We start from the raw sequence: 20694 nt of genomic DNA, 5'->3' as shown, positions 1-20694 counted from the left end.
TCGATCGGGCGGCCCGAGATTGCGTCTGTGTTCTGAATGAACGCAGCTTGCTCTTAGAAATGAACCGACCGTGCGTCGAGCGGCTTCTGGTTCGGCGGAGCGAACTTGGTCAGATCAATCCCTTCGACAGCTGCCTTGTATTCGTCGAGGCTCGGCGTCCGGCCAAGGATGGCCGACAGAACCACGACCGGCGTCGAGGCCAGCAGGGATTCGCCCTTTTTCTCGGAGGAATCTTCCACGACACGGCCCTTGAAGAGGCGCGTGGAGGTTGCCAGAACCGTGTCGCCCTTGGCGGCCTTTTCCTGGTTACCCATGCAAAGGTTACAGCCCGGACGCTCAAGGTAGAGAATGTTCTCGTATTCGGTGCGGGCGGTGTTCTTCGGCGAGTTGTCGTCGAATTCGAAACCGGAGTATTTCTGCAGAATGCTCCAGTCGCCTTCTTCCTTCAGCTCGTCGATGATGTTGTATGTCGGCGCAGCCACCACGAGCGGTGCCTTGAACTCGACTTTCTCGTTGGTCTTTTCGAGGTTCTTGAGCATCTGGGCGACGATCTTCATGTCGCCCTTGTGCACCATGCACGAACCGACGAAACCCAGATCGACCTTCTTCTCGCCGCGGTAATAGGAAACCGGGCGGATCGTGTCGTGGGTGTAACGCTTGGAGACATCCTCGTTGTTCACGTCCGGGTCGGCGATCATCGGCTCGTCGATCAGGTCCAGATCCACCACGACTTCCGCGAAATACTTCGCGCTGTCGTCCGGCGTCAGGGCCGGCTTCTCGCCGGAGCGGATTTCGGCAATGCGCTTGTCTGCCTTGTCGATCAGGCCCTGCAGAACCTTGTTGGCGTTGTCCATGCCCTTGTCGATCATGATCTGGATACGGCTCTTGGCGATTTCCAGGGATTCGATCAGGGTGTCGTCGTTGGAGATGCAGATGGAGGCCTTGGCCTTCATTTCCGCGGTCCAGTCGGTGAAGGTGAACGCCTGGTCGGCGAGCAGCGTGCCGATGTGCACTTCGATGATGCGGCCCTGGAAGACGTTGTCGCCGAACTGCTTCAGCATCTGTGCCTGGGTGGCATGAACGACGTCACGGAAGTCCATGTGATCCTTCATGGTGCCCTTGAAGGTCACTTTCACCGATTCCGGGATCGGCATGGTTGCTTCGCCCGTGGCCAGCGCCAGCGCAACCGTGCCCGAATCCGCACCGAAGGCAACGCCCTTGGACATGCGGGTGTGGCTGTCGCCGCCGATGATGATTGCCCAGTCGTCGACGGTAATGTCGTTCAGCACCTTGTGGATCACGTCCGTCAGCGGGTGATAGACGTCCTTGGGATCGCGTGCGGTGATGAGGCCGAACTTGTTCATGAAGCTCATCAGCTTCGGAATGTTGGCCTGTGCCTTCAGATCCCAGACCGAAGCCGTGTGACAGCCGGACTGGTAGGCGCCGTCGACGGTCGGTGCGATCACCGTTGCCGCCATGGCTTCCAGTTCCTGGGAAGTCATCAGGCCGGTCGTGTCCTGCGAGCCGACGATGTTGACCTTCACACGAACGTCGGATCCGGCATGCAGCACCTTGCCTTCCGCAACGCCGACAGCGTTCCGGTTGAAGATCTTCTCGACCGCCGTCAGGCCCTGGCCTTCGTGCGACACTTCCTTGTTGGGTGCGAACACCGGCGGCATCTCGATGCCGAGGGTTTCCGCGGCAAAGCTCTGCAGCTTCTTGCCGAAGACGATGGCGTAGGAACCACCGGCCTTCATGAACTCGACCTTCTGCGGGGTCAGCGCGGAAGCGACATCGGCCAGTTCTTCGTCACCGGCATCGTTGTAGAGCTTCTTGGTCTTGGTGTTGATGGTCAGCACCGTACCGGTCTCGACGGAATACTTCTGTTCCAGAACCGGGCTGTCGCCATTGTTAAGGATCGGCTTGCCGTTTTCGTCCAGCTTCTTGACCCAGTTCTTCAGGTCAATGCCGATGCCGCCGGTCACGCCGACAGTGGTCAGGAAGATCGGTGAAATGCCGTTGGTGCCGGCAACGACCGGGGCAATGTTCACGAACGGAACATAGGGGCTGGCCTGCTTGCCGGTCCACAGGGCGACGTTGTTGACGCCGGACATGCGGGACGACCCCACACCCATGGTGCCCTTTTCGGCAATCAGCATGACGCGCTTGCCCGGATGCTGCAGCTTGAGCGCCTCGATTTCCTTCTGGGCCGCTTCGGAGATCATGCACTTGCCATGCAGCTCGCGGTCGGAACGCGAATGCGCCTGGTTGCCGGGGGACAGAAGGTCGGTGGAAATGTCACCTTCGGCGGCGACATAGGTGACGACCTTTATTTCCTCGTCGATGTCCGGAAGCTTGGTGAAGAACTCGGCCTGAGCGTAGCTTTCCAGAACGTCCTTGGCGATTTCGTTGCCGGCCTCATAGGCGGCCTTCAACCGGTCCGTATCGGCATCGTAGAGGAAAACCTGCGTCTTCAGGACTTCAGCAGCGTCCCTGGCGATCTGGGCATCGTCGCCAAGAGCCAGGTCCAGCAGAACCTCGACGGAAGGGCCGCCCTTCATGTGGGACAGGAGTTCGAAGGCAAACGCCGGGGTGATCTCATCAACAAAAGACGTGCCGAGGATGATTTCCTTCAGGAACTTCGCCTTCGCGCCGGCAGCGCTCGTGGTGCCCGGCAGCGTGTTGTAGATGAAGAACTTGAGCGACTCTTGCCGGTGCTGGTTACCGGTATCCTTGATCTGCGCGACGATCTCTTCAACGAGAGCAGCGTCTTCGATGGGCTTGGGATGCAGACCCTGGCCTTTGCGCGTTTCGATCTCTTTCAGGTAGTCTTCATACAAGCTCATGATGATCCCGGCGTCCTGGTGTTGTTTGAAGCCTGGCTTCCGAATCGCCGAGAGGTCTGGCGGGCCGGGACAGGCTAGCTGAGCGGCGTTTTAATTCAGTATACAATGGTATGCAATATCTTCCCATCCAATAAATGATGTCTATATACCGGTTGGCGCATCTGCATGCACCCAAGATCGCATTTTCGAATTTCCGAAGGTGTTTTCTGGCTTCGATTTCCGGACGATGCCGTTTCAAGAGGCTGAAACTTCAACCGAAGTCTCGACAACGGCGACGGCGTCGTGTCTGGTGGTTGTAGCCAAAGATTGCTATAGGTGCGGCGCATCAATTTGCGGCGGCGACTGAGGGAGAGGCTCTCATCGTATCCGCGCGGAAGGATGCCGGATGACAGAGCGCTGCAGCTCCGTTTCCGGAGCCTTGAGAGAGTATGCCAGGCACCGGTGCACACACGGCCCGGGCCTTTTGGACAATAAAGGAGATCGCACGTCGTGACCCAGTCCCTCGACAGCTTCAAGTGTAAGAAAACACTGACCGCCGGCGGCAAGACCTACACCTATTTTTCCATTCCCGAAGCGGAGAAGAACGGCCTCGAAGGTGTTTCCAGGCTGCCGTTCTCGCTGAAGGTGGTGCTTGAGAACCTGCTGCGCTTCGAAGACGGCCGCACAGTGACCAAGGCAGATATCCTTGCCTGCGCCGAATGGCTGAAGACCCGCAAGTCCGATCACGAGATCTCCTATCGCCCGGCCCGCGTGCTGATGCAGGACTTCACCGGTGTTCCGGCCGTGGTCGACCTTGCCGCCATGCGCGATGCTGCCGTTAAGCTCGGCGGCGACCCGGAAAAGGTCAACCCGCTGGTTCCGGTCGACCTTGTCATCGACCACTCGGTGATGATCGACTATTTCGGCACCAAGGACGCCTTCAGGCAGAACGTCGAACTGGAATACGAGCGCAACCGCGAGCGCTACGAGTTCCTGCGCTGGGGCCAGTCCGCCTTCAACAATTTCCGTGCCGTCCCCCCGGGAACCGGCATCTGCCACCAGGTGAACCTGGAGTATCTGGCCCAGACCGTTTGGACCAGGGACGAAGACGGTGAAACCGTCGCCTATCCCGACACGCTGGTCGGCACCGACAGCCACACCACCATGGTCAACGGCCTGGCGGTTCTGGGCTGGGGCGTCGGCGGCATCGAGGCGGAAGCCGCCATGCTCGGCCAGCCGATCTCCATGCTGATCCCGGAAGTTGTCGGCTTCAAGCTGACCGGCAAGCTGAACGAGGGCATCACCGCGACCGACCTCGTGCTGCGCGTCGTGGAAATGCTGCGCCAGAAGGGTGTCGTCGGCAAATTCGTCGAATTCTATGGCCCCGGCCTCGACAACCTGTCGCTTGAAGATGCGGCCACCATCGCCAACATGGCGCCGGAATATGGCGCGACCTGCGGCTTCTTCCCGGTCGACAAGGAAACCCTGAAGTACCTGGAAGCCACCGGCCGCGACAAGGACCGCGTCGCCCTGGTTGCCGAATACTCCAAGGCGCAGGGCATGTACCGCTCCGGCGGCGAGGAGCCGGTTTTCACCGACACGCTGGAACTCGACATTTCCACCGTCGTTCCGTCGATTTCCGGACCGAAGCGCCCGCAGGACCGTATCAATCTTGCCGATGCCGCAGCCGGTTTCGCCAAGACCATGACGGACGAGTTCAAGAAGGCAGGCGAGCTGTCCAAGCGCGTTGCCGTTGAAGGCAAGGACTACGACATCGGCAACGGCGACGTTGTGATCGCCGCCATCACGTCCTGCACCAACACCTCCAACCCGTCCGTTCTGATCGGTGCCGGCCTCGTGGCCCGCAACGCGCTGAAGAAGGGCCTGAAGGTGAAGCCATGGGTGAAAACCTCCCTGGCGCCCGGGTCCCAGGTCGTGACCGACTACCTCGAAAAGGCCGGCGTTCAGGACGATCTCGACGCGCTCGGCTTTACGCTGGCCGGTTACGGCTGCACCACCTGTATCGGCAACTCCGGTCCGCTGGACCCGGCGATCTCCAAGGCGGTCAACGACAACGACCTGATTGCCTGCTCGGTGCTGTCCGGCAACCGCAACTTCGAAGGTCGCGTCAATCCGGACGTGCGTGCCAACTACCTGGCCTCGCCGCCGCTGGTGGTCGCCTATGCCCTTGCAGGCAACCTGAACATCAACATCACCGAGGATCCTCTCGGCGAGGATCAGGACGGCAACCCGGTCTACCTGAAGGACATCTGGCCAACCACGGAAGAGATCACCGACCTCATCCGCGCCTCGATCAACGAGGAGATGTTCCGCACCCGCTATTCCGACGTCTTCAAGGGCGACGAGCACTGGCAGGGCATCAAGGTGGAAGGCGGCCTGACCTACTCCTGGCCGGTGTCCTCGACCTACGTCCAGAATCCACCCTACTTCGAAGGCATGACCATGGAGCCGAAGCCGCTTCAGGACATCGAGAATGCGGCGGTCATGGGCCTGTTCCTGGATTCGATCACCACCGACCACATTTCACCGGCCGGCTCGATCAAGCTGGACAGCCCGGCAGGCAAATACCTGTCCGAGCACCAGGTCGCCCAGAAGGACTTCAACTCCTACGGCTCGCGCCGCGGCAACCATGAGGTCATGATGCGCGGTACCTTCGCCAACATCCGCATCAAGAACCAGATGGTTCCGGGTGTCGAAGGCGGCGTCACCATGAAGGACGGCAAGAAGGAATGGATCTACGACGCCTGCATGGAATACAAGGAAGCAGGTGTTCCGCTGGTCATCTTCGCCGGCAAGGAATACGGCACGGGCTCGTCCCGTGACTGGGCCGCGAAGGGCACCAACCTCCTTGGCGTGCGTGCGGTCATCGCGCAATCCTTCGAGCGTATCCACCGCTCCAACCTGGTCGGCATGGGCGTCATCCCGCTCACCTTCAAGGAAGGCGAAAGCTGGCAGTCGCACAACATCACCGGCAAGGAACGCGTGACCATCAAGGGCATCGCCGACATCCAGCCACGCCAGATGATGGACGTGGAAGTCACCTATGAGGACGGCACCACCAAGACCATCGAGTGCCTGTGCCGTGTCGATACGCTGGACGAGCTGGAATACATCAAGGCCGGCGGCATCCTGCACTACGTGCTCAGGAACCTCGTGACGAGCTGAGGGCCGGCTTTTCAAGTCAGATGAGATCGAAGCGGGCCCTGAGGGGCCCGTTTTTTTGGATAACACCCCCCGGTGGGTCATTCCGGACAAGTGCAGCGAAGCTGCGCGCTGATCCGGAACCCAGCGCATGCTTCGCGCCGCAGGCGCGTCTTTTTAAGTGTCGGATGCTTGTTTGAGTTTGCGCTCGCTTTCGCTCACGCTGATTCACTGGATCCCGGATCGGGCCATGCAGCTACGCTGCAGACCGTCCGGAATGACCAGCCGAGAGTTAGTCGCCTGGCCGCGGACCCTGCAGGGCGCTTTTGTTATTTGCCACTGGTGGAAAAGTCCGTCAGGCTCAACCTCAGGCAGTTCCGGAGGTTTACTCATGCCAGATACCAAACCACCGCATCTCTCCAATATCGCTCCGGTCTTTCCGGTTTCCGACCTGAAGGCGGCTGTCGCCTATTACCGGAACAGGCTCCTGTTCGAGAGCCGGTTCGAATGGGCGGATACGGAGGCCGAGCCCGTCCGCTATGCCATTTTGTGCCGGGACCATGTCGAATTGCATCTGTCGGCCGGGGCCGGACGGCATCCGGCGACGGCCTATTGCTTCGTGGCCGGGATCGACGGCTATTACACCTCGGTGACAGAAGCGGGCGCCGATATCGCCGAGGCACTCACCGACCGGCCCTGGGACATGCGCGAATTCGGCGCAAGGGACCCGGACGGGAACATGCTCCATTTCGGCGAGCATCTGGAGCGGATCGGGCAGTGAATGCCCTGGGTAAAAACGGGGAGCGAGATCCTAACGGAACCCTGGCAGCAGCTGTCGGTTGCGAAGCTTAGACCGAGCCGCTAATAAACCCGTCATGCGCCGATTTTTGATCGTCTGTTTTTTATTGATCCTTTCAGGGACATTGCTCCACTCATATGCACAAGAAGCCGTTCAGGAACCGCTTGAAATCGGCGACTCGGGCACGGAATACCTGCGTGCAATCCGTCTGCGCGGGATCGATACGGACGTGGCCTATTTCGACCCCTCCGCACCGCCCCCCAAACTGGACACAACCCAGGAACCGCCGAAGCCTGCGGCGGATCAGGCAGACCCGACCATCGACAACCGCTGGATTCCGGGCCTGATCGTAGGCGGCATCCTTGTTGCCGTTGCCTATTTCTTCCTGCGCTTCGGTGGACGGTTCACGGTGTCGCTAGGCCGGGAGGCCGGCAACCCCGACAGCACCCGCCCCCGAATCCGCGGACAGGCCCCGATCTGGGCGGAAAAACTCGCCCCGCTTGACGAGATCCTGCGCATGGAAGACCGACAGAGGGCGCTTGTGCTGCTGACGCAAAAGGTGCTGGCCACCGCCATTGCAGCCAACGGCATCCTGATGCAGCGCAGCTGGACGGCACGCGACGCCTTGCGCCAGTTGCCCGAAAGCCAGGCGAGGGAACTGCTGCGCAAGCTCGTGACCATGGCCGAACGAGTGCAATTCGGCGGCAGGAACGTCAGCGAAGACGAGTTCAACGACCACGTTGCGAACTGCCGCTACCTGCTGGGCCCGGAGGCGGCATGAGCGAGAGCGCTGCAAATACGCGGCCCAAGGGCCCGAGCCTGGAAACCGCCGTCATCGCACTGATCTGCGTCGCGGTTCTGATAGCCGGCTGGTACATCCTGTCCCAGCGCCAGCAGGTCTTGCGCCGCTCGCCCGCCGGGCTGGACGGCCTGCAGGTCTGGCTGGCGACAAATGGGGCCAGTGCGCAGAATTTCGCCGGCGGCTGGCTGATGGACCAGACAGCGGTCGGCCTGCTGGTGGTACCGCTCTACGATACGCTGCCGGACAGCGAACGCAGCAGCCCGCGCACCAAGGAAGAACTGCTGCTGCAGCAGGATGAATACGATCTGGCGACCGCGGTCGTCCTGGAAAAGGCCGAGCGTGTTCCAACGCTGCTTGTGCTGCCGAAATGGCGCAGCGGCATGCGCCTGACAGGCCTTGCCCACCCTTTCCTGAAGGTTGAGGCGGACCGTCTTCAGACAATCGTCAACAAGGTGACCGGCACCAGCGGCACGAAAATTGCCGCCGCAAGTCGGCCCTTCTCCGACTTCCGGCACCAGTCACAGCAAGGCGAGCCCTTGCGGGCGGAGATCTACGCCGCCCAGACCTTCGCCAACGAGGCCTGCCGCCCGATCGTCGGTGACACCGGCGCAATGCTGCTGGCCGATTGCCCGCTCGCCGATGCCGGTGACGGCGAACAGGATCGTATTCTGGTGCTGTCCGATCCGGACCTGATCAACAACCATGGCCTGCGATTGGGCGACAATGCCGGCATTGCCCTTGATGTTCTGACCGAAAAGGCCGGCACCCGGAATATCGTCATCGACTACAGCCGCTCTTCCTGGCTGCGCGATCCCGTGAACGAACCCAAGCGCGAGCGCACCTGGGAAGATCTGCTCCGTTTCTTCGGACCGCCCTTCCTGACCCTGTGGCTCGGCACGGCACTGTTGCTGGGGCTGGCGCTCTGGCGCAGCTTCATCCGCTACGGCCCCATCCGCGACGAAGAGGCGGGACCTGGCGCCGGCAAGGATCTGGCGGTCCAGGCGCGCGCAAGGCTGATGCGGCTTTCCGGGCAGGATGGCGCTCTCATTCGCGAATATGCGACCGCCCGTATTTCGGCGACGGCCTCTGCGCTGTTCGGTCCAGCCCATGCGCGCCACTATGCCGGGGAAGACGCCTTCCTGACCTACACCGAACGTCGGCATCCGGCCCTTGCACCGCGCCTGCGCGCGATCCTGGCCGACATACGAAAACTGCCTGCCCGGCTTCCGGCTACGGAAGCCATCCAGCAAATCGACCAATTGGAACAGGTATTGGAGCAAATAACCCATGACGCTTGAAGCGCTGCGCGAACGGACCGATGCCTTGCGGACGGAGATCGGCCGAACCGTACTCGGTCAGGACGACATCATCGACCTGTTGCTGATCGCCTTGTTTGCCCGCGGCCACGTGCTGCTGGAAGGCCCTCCCGGCACCGCCAAGACGCTGCTTGCCCGCAGTTTCTCGGCGGCTCTGGCACTCGATTTCGGCCGTATCCAGTTCACGCCGGACCTGATGCCCGGCGACGTGCTCGGCACCTCGATCTTCGATTTCCGCACCAACACCTTCGTGCTGACCAAGGGACCCGTGTTCTCTCAGGTGCTGCTGGCCGACGAAATCAACCGCGCCCCGCCCAAGACCCAGGCCGCCCTGCTACAGGCCATGAGCGAACGCATGGTCAGCATCGACGGCACGGATCATTCCCTCGGACGGGAATTCATTGTCGTGGCAACGCAGAACCCCATCGAGCAGCAGGGCACCTATCCCCTGCCGGAAGCCCAGCTCGACCGGTTCCTGTTCAAGCTGGTGATCGACTTCCCGCCCGAAGACATCGAGATGGCGATCCTGCGCCAGCATGCGGACAAGCCGCTGGAAGCCGGCATGGAAACCGCCACGCTGTCCAAGGTGCTCGATTCCACCACACTTGAGGAAACAAGGGCGCTGGTCGACAGCATCATTCTGAAGGATGACATCCTCGCCTATATCCTGCGCCTGATCCGCGCGACCCGCCAGAGCTCCGAGATCGCCTTCGGTGCCTCGACCCGCGCGGCCGACGCGCTGGCAAGTGCGGCACGGGCAACAGCGGCGCTCAATGGACGCGATTACGCCATTCCCGACGACGTCAAACGCCTGTTCGTACCGGCCCTCCGCCACAGGATCGTTCTCGGCCCGGCGGCGGAAATCGAAGGCCGCAGCCCGGCGCAGGTCCTGGAAAACATCCTCAACCAGATCGAGGCTCCCCGCTGATCCGGCCGTCCAAACGACTGCTCGCCTTTGGCGCATTGGCTCTGGCCATCTCGGTGATCACGGTTGTCACCGGGGGTGCTGCGCGTGAAATCGGCGCGGTTCCCTGGATCGTGCTCGTGCTTCTGGTCGTCATCGACATGGCCATGTCACTCCGGCGACCGCAGAACCTGACGTTCGAGGCTCCGGCGGAAGTATTTGTCGGCGAGACGGCAAAGCTTCAACTGGAACTTGCCCAGGCGCCCTTGGCCCTGCGAGCGAAACTGGACTGGCCGGAAGGCCTCGGCGGCGACGCGGAATTCGCGTTTACCCCGGCGGCGGACGGCGGCTCGCGGGCGGAGGTTGCCTGCCGGGCGATCCGGCGTGGGGTCTGGCGCGTGGACCAACTCTGGCTATCCTGGCACTCGCGCCTCAAACTGCTGGAGTTCGTGCCGAAACTGGCCGTCGGGGCGGAAATCCGCGTGGTCCCGAACATCCGCATGGTGCAGTCCGGGCAGATCACCACCACCGTTCTGTCGACGCTTTACGGCGTGAAGGAAAACCGCGCTGTCGGTGAAGGATCGGAATTCCAGCAACTGCGGGATTTCGTCCAGGGCATGGACATCAAGACGATCGACTGGAAGCGGTCAGCCCGACGGCGATCTCTGGTCGCCAAGGAATTGCGCGCCGAGCGAAATCACCATGTCATTGTCGCACTCGACAACGGCTATCTGATGCGCGAGGAGATCGGCGGCCTGCCGAAGATCGACCACGCCGTGACCGCAGCGCTGGCGACCGCCTGGGCGGCTGCCATTGGCGGTGATCTGGTCGGTTATTATTCCTACGACGTCAAACCGCGCACCTTCTCCGCACCCGCTCCGGGCAGGACGGCGTTTGCACGGCTGCGCAGCTGGACGGCGGAGCTTTCCTATGTCAGCCGCGAAACCAACCACACCCTCGCGCTCACCGAGTTGAACGCCCGGACGCCCAAACGCAGCCTGCTGATCATCTTCACTGATTTCGTCGACACCACATCGGCCGAGTTGCTGGTGGAGAACATCGGCATCCTTGCCAAGCGGCACCTGCTGATTTTCGTCGCAATCCGCGATCCCGACCTTGAGAAGCTGGTGGAAACGGCACCGGGAGATCTTGATGGCGCGGCCACGCTTGTCGCCGCCAACCAGGCACTCAATGAACGCCGCCTGGTGTTCGAAAAACTGTCCCGAATGGGCGTTACCATCGTCGACGCCAAACCGAATGCCGTGACCGCGCGGCTGATTTCCGCCTATCTTGAAATCAAGGCCCGGGAGCTGATCTGATGGACACACAGGATCTGATGCGCTCCGCCCGGTTCCGAAAGGAGCGGGAAGCCGACTGGCAGAGGCTGGAAACCCTGGTTCGCAAGGCCGAAGGCCAGGGCCTTCAGCATATGGAATTCGCGGAGACCCGAGATCTTGCCTCTCTTTACCGGCAGGCGACGACCTCGCTCGCGATTGCCCGCGAAATCTCGCTCGACAAGGCCCTGCTCGGCTATCTGGAAGCGCTCACGGCCCGGGCATATCTGTGCGTCTACGCCCCGCAGGAACGGCTTGGGGGCCTGCTGGAGCACTTCCTGAGGGAGGGTGCGCCACGGGCGATGCGCCGGTCCTGGTTCTACATTCTGATCGGATTCCTGTGCATGGCGCTTGGCGCCCTCACGGGTTATCTGCTCTATTTCGAGAACAACGACTGGTTCTACGTGATGATGCCGGCCGAACTTGCAGGCAACCGTGGGCCGGACGCGACCACGGAATCCCTGCGCTCGGTGATCTACGGCACCGACCAGGCAAGCGGGCTCGGTGCCTTCGCGACCTATCTGTTTTCCCACAACACCCGCATCGCGATCTTCGTTTTCGGTCTTGGTGTCTTTGCCTGCGCCCCTGCCGTCTTGCTGACATTCTATAACGGCCTGTCGCTGGGTGCCTTCCTCGCCCTTCACGTCGACCGGGGCCTGGGTCTCGATCTCGTCGGCTGGCTGTCGATCCATGGCGTCACCGAAATCTCTGCCATCTGCATTGCCTGCGGTGGCGGGTTGCAACTGGGGGCCGCGGTGCTTTTTCCAGGTGACAGATCGCGCAGCGTTGCCTTGCGCGAAGCCGGTCGCGATGCCGTGAAACTGGCGATTGTCGCAGCCATCATGCTGGTGGCGGCCGCACTTCTGGAAGGCTTCGGCCGGCAACTGGTGCAAAGCCTTGAGGCCCGGTTGATCATCGGCTGGGGGATCGGTGCGCTCTGGCTGTCCTGGTTCCTGTTGGGAGGCCGGAGCCGGCGATGAGAGTGCGTTTCTGGAAACGAACCAAGACCGACCGGCCACCGGCGTCAACGCTTGTGCCGCCGGAGGGCGTTGCACTGACGCTGCCCATCGCGGGTGTTGGGGTGCGCTTTTCTGCCCAGCTCATCGATATCATCCTGACCGCGATTGCCGCGACCTGCCTGGTGATCCTGCTCGCTCTGATCAACCTGACGACACCGCAGACACTGATGGCCATCGCCGCCCTGCTGTTCTTCCTGATCCGGGTTCCCTACTATGTGCTGGCCGAACTGGCCTGGAACGGCCAGACCCTCGGGAAACGGCTGATGAAGATCAAGGTGGTTTCCCATGACGGCGGACCACTGACCGCCCGCGCTCTTGTCCTGCGCAACCTGATGAAGGAGGCGGAGATCTTCCTGCCCGGGACGCTTCTGCTGACGCTGGATTCGGCAACGCCGCTTGCCTCGCTCGCCGCTTTTGCCTGGGTTGCCATGTCGCTGATGATCCCCCTGTTCAACCGCTACCGGCGCCGGCTGGGCGACATGATGGCAGGCACCCATGTCATCCACCTGCCGGTACCGGTGCTTTTGAAGGATCTGGCCAGCGAGACGGTCGCGACCGGGACTGCACGCAAGAAATTCGTCTTCCTGTCCCATCAGCTCGACCACTACGGCGCCTTCGAACTGCAGACACTGGAAACGCTGCTGCGTGGCCAGAATACACCGTCCGGAGCCGAAGCTGCCCACCAGCGGAACGCCACCCTGGAAGCCATCGTGGAAAAGATCCGCAAGAAGATCGGCTATGCCGCTCCGGTTCCTCCGGTGGATCGTATGCCGTTCCTGCAGGCGTTCTACAACGCCCAGCGGGAACATCTCGAGCAACGCCAGCTGTTCGGCGACAAGCGGGAAAACAAGCACTACGCCCAATCCGGTGAGGAAAAATAGACCTTTCGCCCTCTCCGGCTCCAGTCATCAAGTGGATCAGCCAGATTGCAGAAACAGGATAATCATAGCCTCAGAGCCTATTTCCTTGATCGGGTTGGCCAGTCCGAGGGGTCGCAGGGGCGCCATGTCCGGCAGTCACTTGGGATCGGCGCGCTGATAGGAACCAGTTTTTCCATCACGATCCGGAATCTTGTGCCGGTGCTTGCGATCGGTTTTGTAGTCAGCCTCCTGGGCGCTCTGCTGGCTGGATCGCTTGTCGGCGTCGATGCCGCGCTCAATCTGGAAACGGACGACACCAGCGACCTGGCCGGCCTCGTCGACCTTGCGACGGCCTTTGTCGATGTGATCGTTTTTGCCGTGACTGCGGCCTTTCTCGCCCAGCTGACCTATGACGCCCGGTTGAACCGCCCGGTCTCGATTTCCCGCTATTTGCTCCCGGCCCTCAAGGCCAGCGCACCGATCTGCCTGCAAAACGGGCTGTTGGTCGTCATCTTCGTGTGCATTGCGCTGCCGCTGGTCTTCATCGCAATCTTCGTGAATACGACCCTGATTTCCATCACGGCGCTTGCGGTTCTTCCTTTTGTCGCCCTGTGGGGATGTTCGGTCTTCTCGGTTCTGGCCCCCGCTGTCGTCATTGAACGGATTGGCTTCAGCGGCATGAGCCGCAGCTGGGCGCTGACGAAAACCTATCGTTGGCAGATTGCCGGCGCACTGCTGCCGGTCTGGCTTTGCTCGCTGGCTGTCACGATTGCCGGCGCTTTTCCAGTGGAGCTTCTCGCCCGTGAGGGAAGTTACGTCTGGGCCCTGCCCGTCTTTGCCGCAACCAACGCGCTGGCAAGCGGACCGTTGGCAATTCTTGCCACGTTGGTTTACGCGCGACTGCGCGAAATCAAGGAAGGTATCAGCGTTGACCAGGTCGCCGATGTCTTCGACTGAGTGTCAGGAGGGTTGAACTTCCGCGCTCGGCCCCGCTTGTGACCTGCTGCAGAAGGATTTATGGTGAAAAATCGCAAGAGTAACTGTCTTCGGCAGAGGGCGGGCAAGATGCTCATGCGATCGGGATCTACCGGTTTTCGGACAGTCCACGGCTTCAGGCGGATGATCGTCGCTCCTCCCGTTTGGCGGGCAGCGTTCGTCGGTATGTGGGCTGGAATTAGATAACCACTTTTGAAAAAACTATTGGAAGTTTTACGGAGCAATTGAATGACCGACACGACCCTAAGCCAGCCCACGGCCTCCCTTGGCGTTGGCTCCATCATCGGCGAGAGCTTCTCGATCCTCCTCAAGCATTTCATTCAGGTCGTCATCGTAGGCTTCGTGCCGAACCTGATCGGCTTCCTGATTTCCGGCCTGCTGGTCGGCTTCGGTGCCGCACTCGGCATCCAGCCGCAGGAGTTCACCGGCCCTGGCAGCGCTGTTGCCAACGTGCTGTCAATCCTCGTCAGCATGGTGGTCTATTCCATCACCACCGCGCTTCTGGTGCAGCTTGCCTATGACGCGAAGCTGTCGCGCCCGGTACAGCTTGGCCGTTACTTCGGTCCGGCCCTGAGTGCTGTCGTGCCGCTGGCGATCCTTTCGATCGTCGTCTCGATCCTGGTTGGTATCGGCCTGGTCCTGCTGGTCGTTCCTGGCCTTTGGGTCTATGCGGTATTCGCCGTCATGGCACCGGCCGTGGTGATTGAACGCGCCGGCTTCGGCGGTCTTGGCCGCAGCAAGTATCTCACCAAGGAATACCGCTGGCCGATCCTGGGTGCGCTGGTACTGGCCATCATCTGTGCCACCATCATCAACATCGTCGCTCTGTTCGTCGTCGGCCTCGTGGCCTCGGCCGGCAGCATCGGCATGGTCATCGGCATCATCCTGTTCGCTGCCATTTCCACAGTCGGCGCAGGTTTCCTGAGTATCCTTGTCGCACTGATTTATGCGCGCCTGCGTGAAATCAAGGAAGGCGTCAGCGTCGACCAGATCGCATCTGTGTTCGACTGATCGCCCTGCAACGCGGGCAAACCGCGCTGCTTTTTGAAATTGTCCGGCAAGCGGGTCCGGACACCAAAGCACCCGGGGCAAGCCCCGGGTGTTTTGTCTTTGAGCAAAGACAAGGCGGGGAATTTTCCTTGCATCATAACAGTGCGGCCAACTAACAAGGTTCAACCCAACCTGCCGCCGGAGCATTCCCCTGAGACTGATTGCCGAAAACCTGACCATCGATCGCGGCGGACGCCGGGTGTTTCAGGACCTGTCCTTTGATCTTCCCTCCGGCACGGCGCTGGTCGTGACGGGCGCGAACGGCATCGGCAAGTCGTCGCTGCTGCGGACGCTGGCAGGTCTTGTCGCGCTGGCTGGCGGCACGCTTCGGCTGGAACAGGGAGAAACCGACCGGTCACCGGCTGAACACGCCCATTATTTCGGCCATCAGAACGCAGTCAAGGCGGCGCTTTCGGTGCTGGAAAACCTGACGTTCTGGCAAGGCTTCACCTCACCGGTTTCGGCATCTGTCTTTGGCGCAACGGCAATGTCTCCCGAGGAAGCGCTTGATCTCCTCGGCATAGGCCACACGACAGACCTGCCGGCAGGATTTCTCTCCGCCGGTCAGACGAGGCGCCTGGCCCTTGCCCGGCTTCTGGTCACGCCCCGGCCGATCTGGCTGATGGATGAGCCGACATCGGCGCTGGACAAGGCATCGGAAGGCCAGCTTCTGGACCTGATGAACGGACATCTGTCCGCCGGCGGCATGATCATAACTGCTACCCACACCGATCTGGCACTTGCCAAAACCAAGATCCTGCATCTGCGCACCGCTGAACCCGTTTCGCTGCACGAGGAGGATCTGCCCGCATGAGTTCCTGGGCTGTTGTGCTGTTTCGGCGAGATCTTCGGCTGTCTGTGCGCGTCGGCGGCAGCGCGCTTGTCGGTGTGCTGTTCTTCCTGGCCGTTGTCACCGTCATTCCCTTCGGCGTCGGTCCGGATCTGAACCTGCTTTCCCGCATCGGTCCTGCCATCTTGTGGATTGGCGCGCTGCTGGCGACGCTCCTCGGACTGGACAGGCTGTTTCAGGCTGATCGGGAGGACGGAACGCTGGACCTGATGCTGATGGCCGGACGGTCGCTGGAACTGCTTGTGCTGATCAAGTGCCTGGCGCACTGGGTCGCAACGGGCCTGCCGCTGGTGATCGCCGCCCCCCTGCTCGGCATCTTTCTCAATCTCGACCCCGTCGCCACGGGAGCCGTCACGCTCACGCTGCTGGTCGGCACACCGGCCCTGACGCTGATCGGCGCCATCGGCGCGGCCCTCACCGTCTCGTTGCGCCGAGGCGGTCTTCTGCTGGCAGTGCTGGTGATACCGCTGGCCATTCCCGTGCTGATTTTCGGCGTCAGTGCCGCGGATGCCGCTATTCATGATCCCGTGCCGTTTCTGACGCCGTTCCTGATCCTGTGTTCGCTGTCGCTGATTGCGGCGGTGATCGGCCCGCTTGCCGCTGCCGCGGCGCTCCGGTTTGCAGGAGATTGACGGCAATTTGACACCGCGCAATGCACCCTGCGGCATACTCGTCCATTGAAGCGGACAACGCTCTAGATTAGAACGGTTCCATGGCAATTTGGGATTATGCAAATCCGACGCGATTTTTGAGGCTGGTCCAGGTGGTTCTGCCCTGGCTTATCGGCTTGTGCGTCATTGCGTTCGCCGCCGGGCTCTACATGAGCTTCTTCGTTGCGCCTGAAGATTATCAGCAGGGCGACACCGTGCGGATCATGTATATCCACGTGCCGGCCGCCTGGCTCAGCATGATGTGCTATTCCGTGATGGCGCTGTCCTCACTTGGCACCCTTGTGTGGAAACACCCGCTGGCGGATGTTTCCGCCAAGAGCGCGGCCCCCATCGGCGCGGCCTTCACCTTCATGGCACTCGTGACCGGATCGCTCTGGGGCAAGCCCATGTGGGGCACCTATTGGGTCTGGGACGCGCGACTGACGTCGGTCCTGGTCCTCCTGATCATGTATCTCGGCCTGATGACGCTGTGGCGCACGATGGAAGATCCGATCAAGGCCGGCAAGGCGGCAGCCGTGCTGACGCTCGTCGGCGCGCTGAACCTGCCGATCATCAAGTTTTCGGTCGACTGGTGGAATACGCTTCACCAGCCGGCAAGCGTCATGCGCATGGACGGCCCGACCATTCATCCGGACATTCTCTGGCCCCTGCTGGTCATGGCGATCGCCTTTACGCTGCTGTTCTTCGTGTTGCATCTGATGGCAATGCGTAACGAGATCCTGCGCCGCCGCGTGCGTGCCCTGCGCTTGCGCGCAGCCAGCGCTGCCCAGCCAGGCACAGCGGCAGCCACGGCTCAGCCTGCGGAGTAATTCTCATGGATCTAGGCCCACACGCTGGCTTCATCTGGGCGTCCTACGGCCTTTGCCTCTTCACGGTCATCGGACTGATCGCCTGGGTGCGCATCGACAAGGCCCAACAGGAAAAAGCCCTCAAGGACCTGGCAGCCCGGGGCATTTCCCGCGCCCGGCCGGCCGGTGAAGGAAAAGCAAGCTCATGACGTCCCACGATACCGGTGCCGGCCGACACGGGCAGCAGACTGCCAAACGCGGTTTCCCGGTTCTGGTGCTGCTGCCCTTGGTGGTGTTCGCAGCGCTCGCCGCCCTGTTCCTGTTTCAGCTGACCCTCGGCGGCGATCCGCAAAAAATTCCCTCTGCGTTGATCAACAAGCCGGCGCCGGAATTCGACCTGCCGCCGGTTGAAGGCCTCACCGATGGTGACACCGCCGTTGCCGGGTTTTCCCGTCAGGATCTCATCGGCAAGGTTTCCGTCGTCAATGTGTTTGCATCCTGGTGCGTGCCCTGCCGCCAGGAGCACCCGCTTCTGGAAGAGCTGGCAAAGGTCGAAGGCATCCAGCTTCTCGGTATCAACTACAAGGACAAGCCGGAAAACGCGCGCCGCTTCCTGGGCAGTCTCGGCAATCCGTATCAGCGCGTCGGCGCTGATACCGGTGGCCGCACTGCGATCGAATGGGGTGTCTACGGTGTGCCGGAAACCTTCGTCGTCGATGGCGAAGGCACGATCCGGTATAAGTTCATCGGTCCGCTGAGCCCCGAAAGCTATTACGACGTCTTCCTGCCGGAACTGCAGAAGATCATGGACGGCAACAAATCCTGATCTTGCCAACCTTGTGGTGCCTGCCTGTCACCTGCGCAGGCCATTGTCCCCGCTGATTGTTTGCGGTGACAACGGCGAACCGGCCAAGCCCCATTTACAAATCGCCACGGGGCCGTTCTAAAGTCCGGATCATCTTTTTCAGCCGATTCCGGAGAGGCCCGTCTTGAAAGTACTTGTGATCGGTGGCTGCGGGTTCATCGGGTCTCATGTCGTGGACAAGTGCCTTCAGCAAGGCCTGTCGGTGCGGGTCATGGACACCCGGCCGGAACTGTATCGGCCGCCGCTTCCCGGTGTCGACTACGTCTTCCACAGCCTGTCCGATTATCACCGGCTCGCCGACACCCTGTCCGGTGTGGATGCGGTGGTGCATCTGGCCAGCACGACCGTTCCCTCGACCTCGAACCTCGATCCGGCCGCCGACATCTCCGGCAACCTCGTTCCCACGGTTCACCTTCTGGAAGCCATGCGGGCAAGCGGAACGAGGAAACTCGTCTTCTTTTCCTCCGGTGGCACAGTCTATGGCATCCCGACAAAGGATCCGGTGCCGGAAGATCATCCGCTGAACCCGATCTCATCCTACGGCATCGTCAAGCTGGCGATCGAACAGTACCTGCGCATGGAACAACAGCTCCACGGGCTCGAGTTCGTCGCCCTTCGTCCGGCGAACATCTATGGACCGCGCCAGGCACAGGTCGGCCTTCTGGGCGTGATCGGAACCTATCTGCGCAAGGTGGCGGAGGACGCCCCCATCGAAATCTGGGGGGACGGCAGCGTCGTGCGCGACTTCGTTCACGTCGAAGACATTGCCGACCTGTGCCATCGCGCCCTGATCTCCGGCGCGTCCGGCAGCTTCAACGCCGGAAGTGGTGAAGGCACGTCCATCTCGCAGGTCGTCGACATCATCGGCCAAACCACAGGGCGCACCCTGGAACCTGTCTACAAGCCGGGCCGCAACTTCGATGTGCCACGGGTGGTGCTGGATATTGCCAGGGCACGAGCGACATTCGGCTGGCAACCTGCCGTTCCCCTGCGGCGCGGCATCGGAGAAACGTGGGAATGGGTGAAGCAGCACAGCGCACCTTGATGTGCCGTTGGCGCGGGAACCTGCAGAAAATCTTCGACTGACTGAATCGGACCCGCCGCATCAGTTCATTTACCCATAATAAAATCGACGCTGGCATAGATTTCCCGGAAGCCTGCGGTCATTAGTGTCCCTGGGTTAATTGAGGGGATGATTTGCGCATGAACGTGACCGACGGCGCGGCAAAGGTTCGACTGGAACAACTGACCGGACTGCGCTTCTTCGCAGCCTTGCTGGTATTTGGCGTTCATTTCCGCTGGGATACCAGCGGCGACTTCGTCAAGACAATCGCCGAACAGGGCTATGTCGGCGTCTCTTTCTTCTTCATCCTGTCCGGCTTCGTGCTGACGCAGTCCTACAAGACGAGAATCCTTGCCGGCACGATGTCCTTTCGCGACTACTTCCTGCTGCGCATTGCCCGTCTGACACCTCTGCATTTCCTCACAGGATTGCCGTTTCTCTATTTCTCGATCATGCAGGTCGAGGCGATCTACTCGGAAGAATTCAGCGTCATCAAGACGGTTCTGAATTTGACCTACCTGCAGAGCTGGATTCCGGTTTCCTCGATCTATTTCTCTCTCAACGCACCGTCCTGGTCGCTGTCGGATGAAATGTTTTTCTATGTGTGCTTCTTCGGCCTGGTTGCGTTTTCACCGCGAAAGCTTGTGGCGGTCACACTGGGGCTCGGTGTGGTGGTGTTCGTTTCCGCCCTGCTGGTTCAGGTATTCCTGGGCGATGTGATCTTCTTCGGCAAATACCCGTTCTCGCATTGGCTGTTCTATGTCTTTCCCGGCTTCCGCATTCTGGAGTTTCTGGTCGGCATGGTTCTGCATGAGGTCTGGCGTCGCGGCGTCCGGCTGCCCGGCGCAGTGCAGCCACTCAGCTATCTTCTTCTGTTCCTGGCGATGTGGCTGGCACCGGATGTCCCGGATCCCTTCCGCTATTCCCTGTTCTACCTGCCGGTCATCACACTGTTCTTCTATGCACATCTGACGGAAGGCGCCGCACTCACAAGGGTGTTTTCAACCCGCCCGCTCGTGCTTCTCGGCAATGCCTCTTTCGCCTTCTATCTTGTGCACCAGCCGTCGCTTCACCTGATGAACATCTTCCTCAGGCCGTCCATCCCGGCGGATATCGTTTTCTTTCCGGTATCGCTGTGCATCACGGCAGTGTTTTCGATCTTCCTCTACCGCATTTATGAGATGCCGGCGGAGCGGGCGCTGAAATCATGGGTCAAGGGAAAGCGGTCCGCACAAACACCGAACGAGGCAACATCCTGACGCACCAAATTCCGCGTCTCGCTGCGGCGAGCCGCTTAACATAATCTCAATGCTGACGACGGATTATTGCGGCGAACCGGCCAATTTCAGGCCGGATACCGCCAGCCGCCACCCGTCAGATTGGCGCCAAC

Annotated in this window: 18 protein-coding genes; 17 read left to right on the top strand and 1 reads right to left on the bottom strand. The window is 61.1% G+C overall.

The genetic code is table 11. From position 1 onward, the window contains the following. Window positions 1–53: 53 nt before the first annotated feature. Window positions 54–2846: a bifunctional aconitate hydratase 2/2-methylisocitrate dehydratase gene (locus tag HEP89_RS09645; RefSeq protein WP_168691903.1), complete on the bottom strand. Its 2793-nt coding sequence runs from the start codon at window positions 2844–2846 to the stop codon at window positions 54–56. Between the two features lie 489 nt (window positions 2847–3335). Between HEP89_RS09645 and acnA the strand changes: the two genes are divergently transcribed. From acnA to HEP89_RS09560, 17 genes are all read left to right on the top strand, one after another. After that, entirely contained in the window at window positions 3336–6011 is a 2676-nt protein-coding gene (gene acnA / locus HEP89_RS09640; RefSeq protein WP_023002755.1) for an aconitate hydratase AcnA, read from the top strand. 367 nt (window positions 6012–6378) lie between these two features. Then, complete coding sequence (locus HEP89_RS09635) at window positions 6379–6768, top strand: VOC family protein (RefSeq protein ID WP_168691902.1); 390 nt, start codon at window positions 6379–6381, stop codon at window positions 6766–6768. A 142-nt stretch (window positions 6769–6910) separates the two neighbouring features. Next, the gene (locus tag HEP89_RS09630) at window positions 6911–7567 is read left to right on the top strand and encodes a DUF4129 domain-containing protein (protein ID WP_168691901.1); all 657 of its coding nucleotides are present in this window, start codon (window positions 6911–6913) and stop codon (window positions 7565–7567) included. Then, on the top strand, window positions 7564–8886 hold the full coding sequence (locus HEP89_RS09625; protein WP_168691900.1) for a hypothetical protein: 1323 nt from the start codon (window positions 7564–7566) through the stop codon (window positions 8884–8886). Before HEP89_RS09630 ends, HEP89_RS09625 begins: the two co-directional genes overlap by 4 nt. Further along, window positions 8876–9832, top strand: coding sequence for a MoxR family ATPase (locus HEP89_RS09620; RefSeq protein WP_168691899.1), 957 nt, complete (start codon window positions 8876–8878; stop codon window positions 9830–9832). The genes HEP89_RS09625 and HEP89_RS09620 overlap by 11 nt, the downstream gene beginning before the upstream one ends. A 53-nt stretch (window positions 9833–9885) precedes the next feature. After that, window positions 9886–11127 carry a DUF58 domain-containing protein gene (locus HEP89_RS09615; RefSeq protein ID WP_209014578.1) on the top strand — a complete coding sequence of 414 codons (1242 nt, stop codon included), beginning with the start codon at window positions 9886–9888 and terminating at the stop codon, window positions 11125–11127. Beyond that, the gene (locus HEP89_RS09610; protein ID WP_062486486.1) at window positions 11127–12122 is read left to right on the top strand and encodes a stage II sporulation protein M; all 996 of its coding nucleotides are present in this window, start codon (window positions 11127–11129) and stop codon (window positions 12120–12122) included. The genes HEP89_RS09615 and HEP89_RS09610 overlap by 1 nt, the downstream gene beginning before the upstream one ends. Then, a complete protein-coding gene (locus tag HEP89_RS09605; RefSeq protein WP_062486483.1) occupies window positions 12119–13042 on the top strand; it encodes an RDD family protein in 924 nt (307 codons plus the stop codon). Before HEP89_RS09610 ends, HEP89_RS09605 begins: the two co-directional genes overlap by 4 nt. Window positions 13043–13087: 45 nt before the next feature. Next, window positions 13088–13978, top strand: coding sequence for a hypothetical protein (locus tag HEP89_RS09600; protein WP_088665217.1), 891 nt, complete (start codon window positions 13088–13090; stop codon window positions 13976–13978). 267 nt (window positions 13979–14245) lie between these two features. Continuing rightward, window positions 14246–15028: a hypothetical protein gene (locus HEP89_RS09595; RefSeq protein ID WP_023002746.1), complete on the top strand. Its 783-nt coding sequence runs from the start codon at window positions 14246–14248 to the stop codon at window positions 15026–15028. A gap of 184 nt (window positions 15029–15212) precedes the next feature. Then, entirely contained in the window at window positions 15213–15881 is a 669-nt protein-coding gene (ccmA, locus tag HEP89_RS09590) for a heme ABC exporter ATP-binding protein CcmA (RefSeq protein WP_353612767.1), read from the top strand. Beyond that, window positions 15878–16549: a heme exporter protein CcmB gene (gene ccmB, locus HEP89_RS09585; RefSeq protein ID WP_023002744.1), complete on the top strand. Its 672-nt coding sequence runs from the start codon at window positions 15878–15880 to the stop codon at window positions 16547–16549. Before ccmA ends, ccmB begins: the two co-directional genes overlap by 4 nt. Before the next feature lie 80 nt (window positions 16550–16629). Further along, window positions 16630–17397, top strand: a complete 768-nt coding sequence (locus HEP89_RS09580) for a heme ABC transporter permease (RefSeq protein WP_023002743.1) — start codon at window positions 16630–16632, stop codon at window positions 17395–17397. Window positions 17398–17402: 5 nt separating this feature from the next. Further along, the gene (gene ccmD, locus HEP89_RS09575; protein WP_023002742.1) at window positions 17403–17585 is read left to right on the top strand and encodes a heme exporter protein CcmD; all 183 of its coding nucleotides are present in this window, start codon (window positions 17403–17405) and stop codon (window positions 17583–17585) included. Next, window positions 17582–18202 (top strand): DsbE family thiol:disulfide interchange protein, encoded by a 621-nt coding sequence (locus HEP89_RS09570; protein WP_023002741.1) that lies wholly within the window; start codon window positions 17582–17584, stop codon window positions 18200–18202. Before ccmD ends, HEP89_RS09570 begins: the two co-directional genes overlap by 4 nt. Before the next feature lie 163 nt (window positions 18203–18365). Next, entirely contained in the window at window positions 18366–19286 is a 921-nt protein-coding gene (locus HEP89_RS09565) for an NAD-dependent epimerase/dehydratase family protein (protein ID WP_168691898.1), read from the top strand. 158 nt (window positions 19287–19444) lie between these two features. Further along, entirely contained in the window at window positions 19445–20563 is a 1119-nt protein-coding gene (locus HEP89_RS09560; protein ID WP_062486471.1) for an acyltransferase, read from the top strand. Window positions 20564–20694: the final 131 nt, after the last annotated feature.

This window comes from Labrenzia sp. 5N, assembly GCF_012395805.1.
GTDB classification, from domain to species: Bacteria; Pseudomonadota; Alphaproteobacteria; order Rhizobiales; family Stappiaceae; genus Roseibium; species Roseibium algicola.
This window is presented reverse-complemented; position numbering and strand designations above follow the sequence as displayed.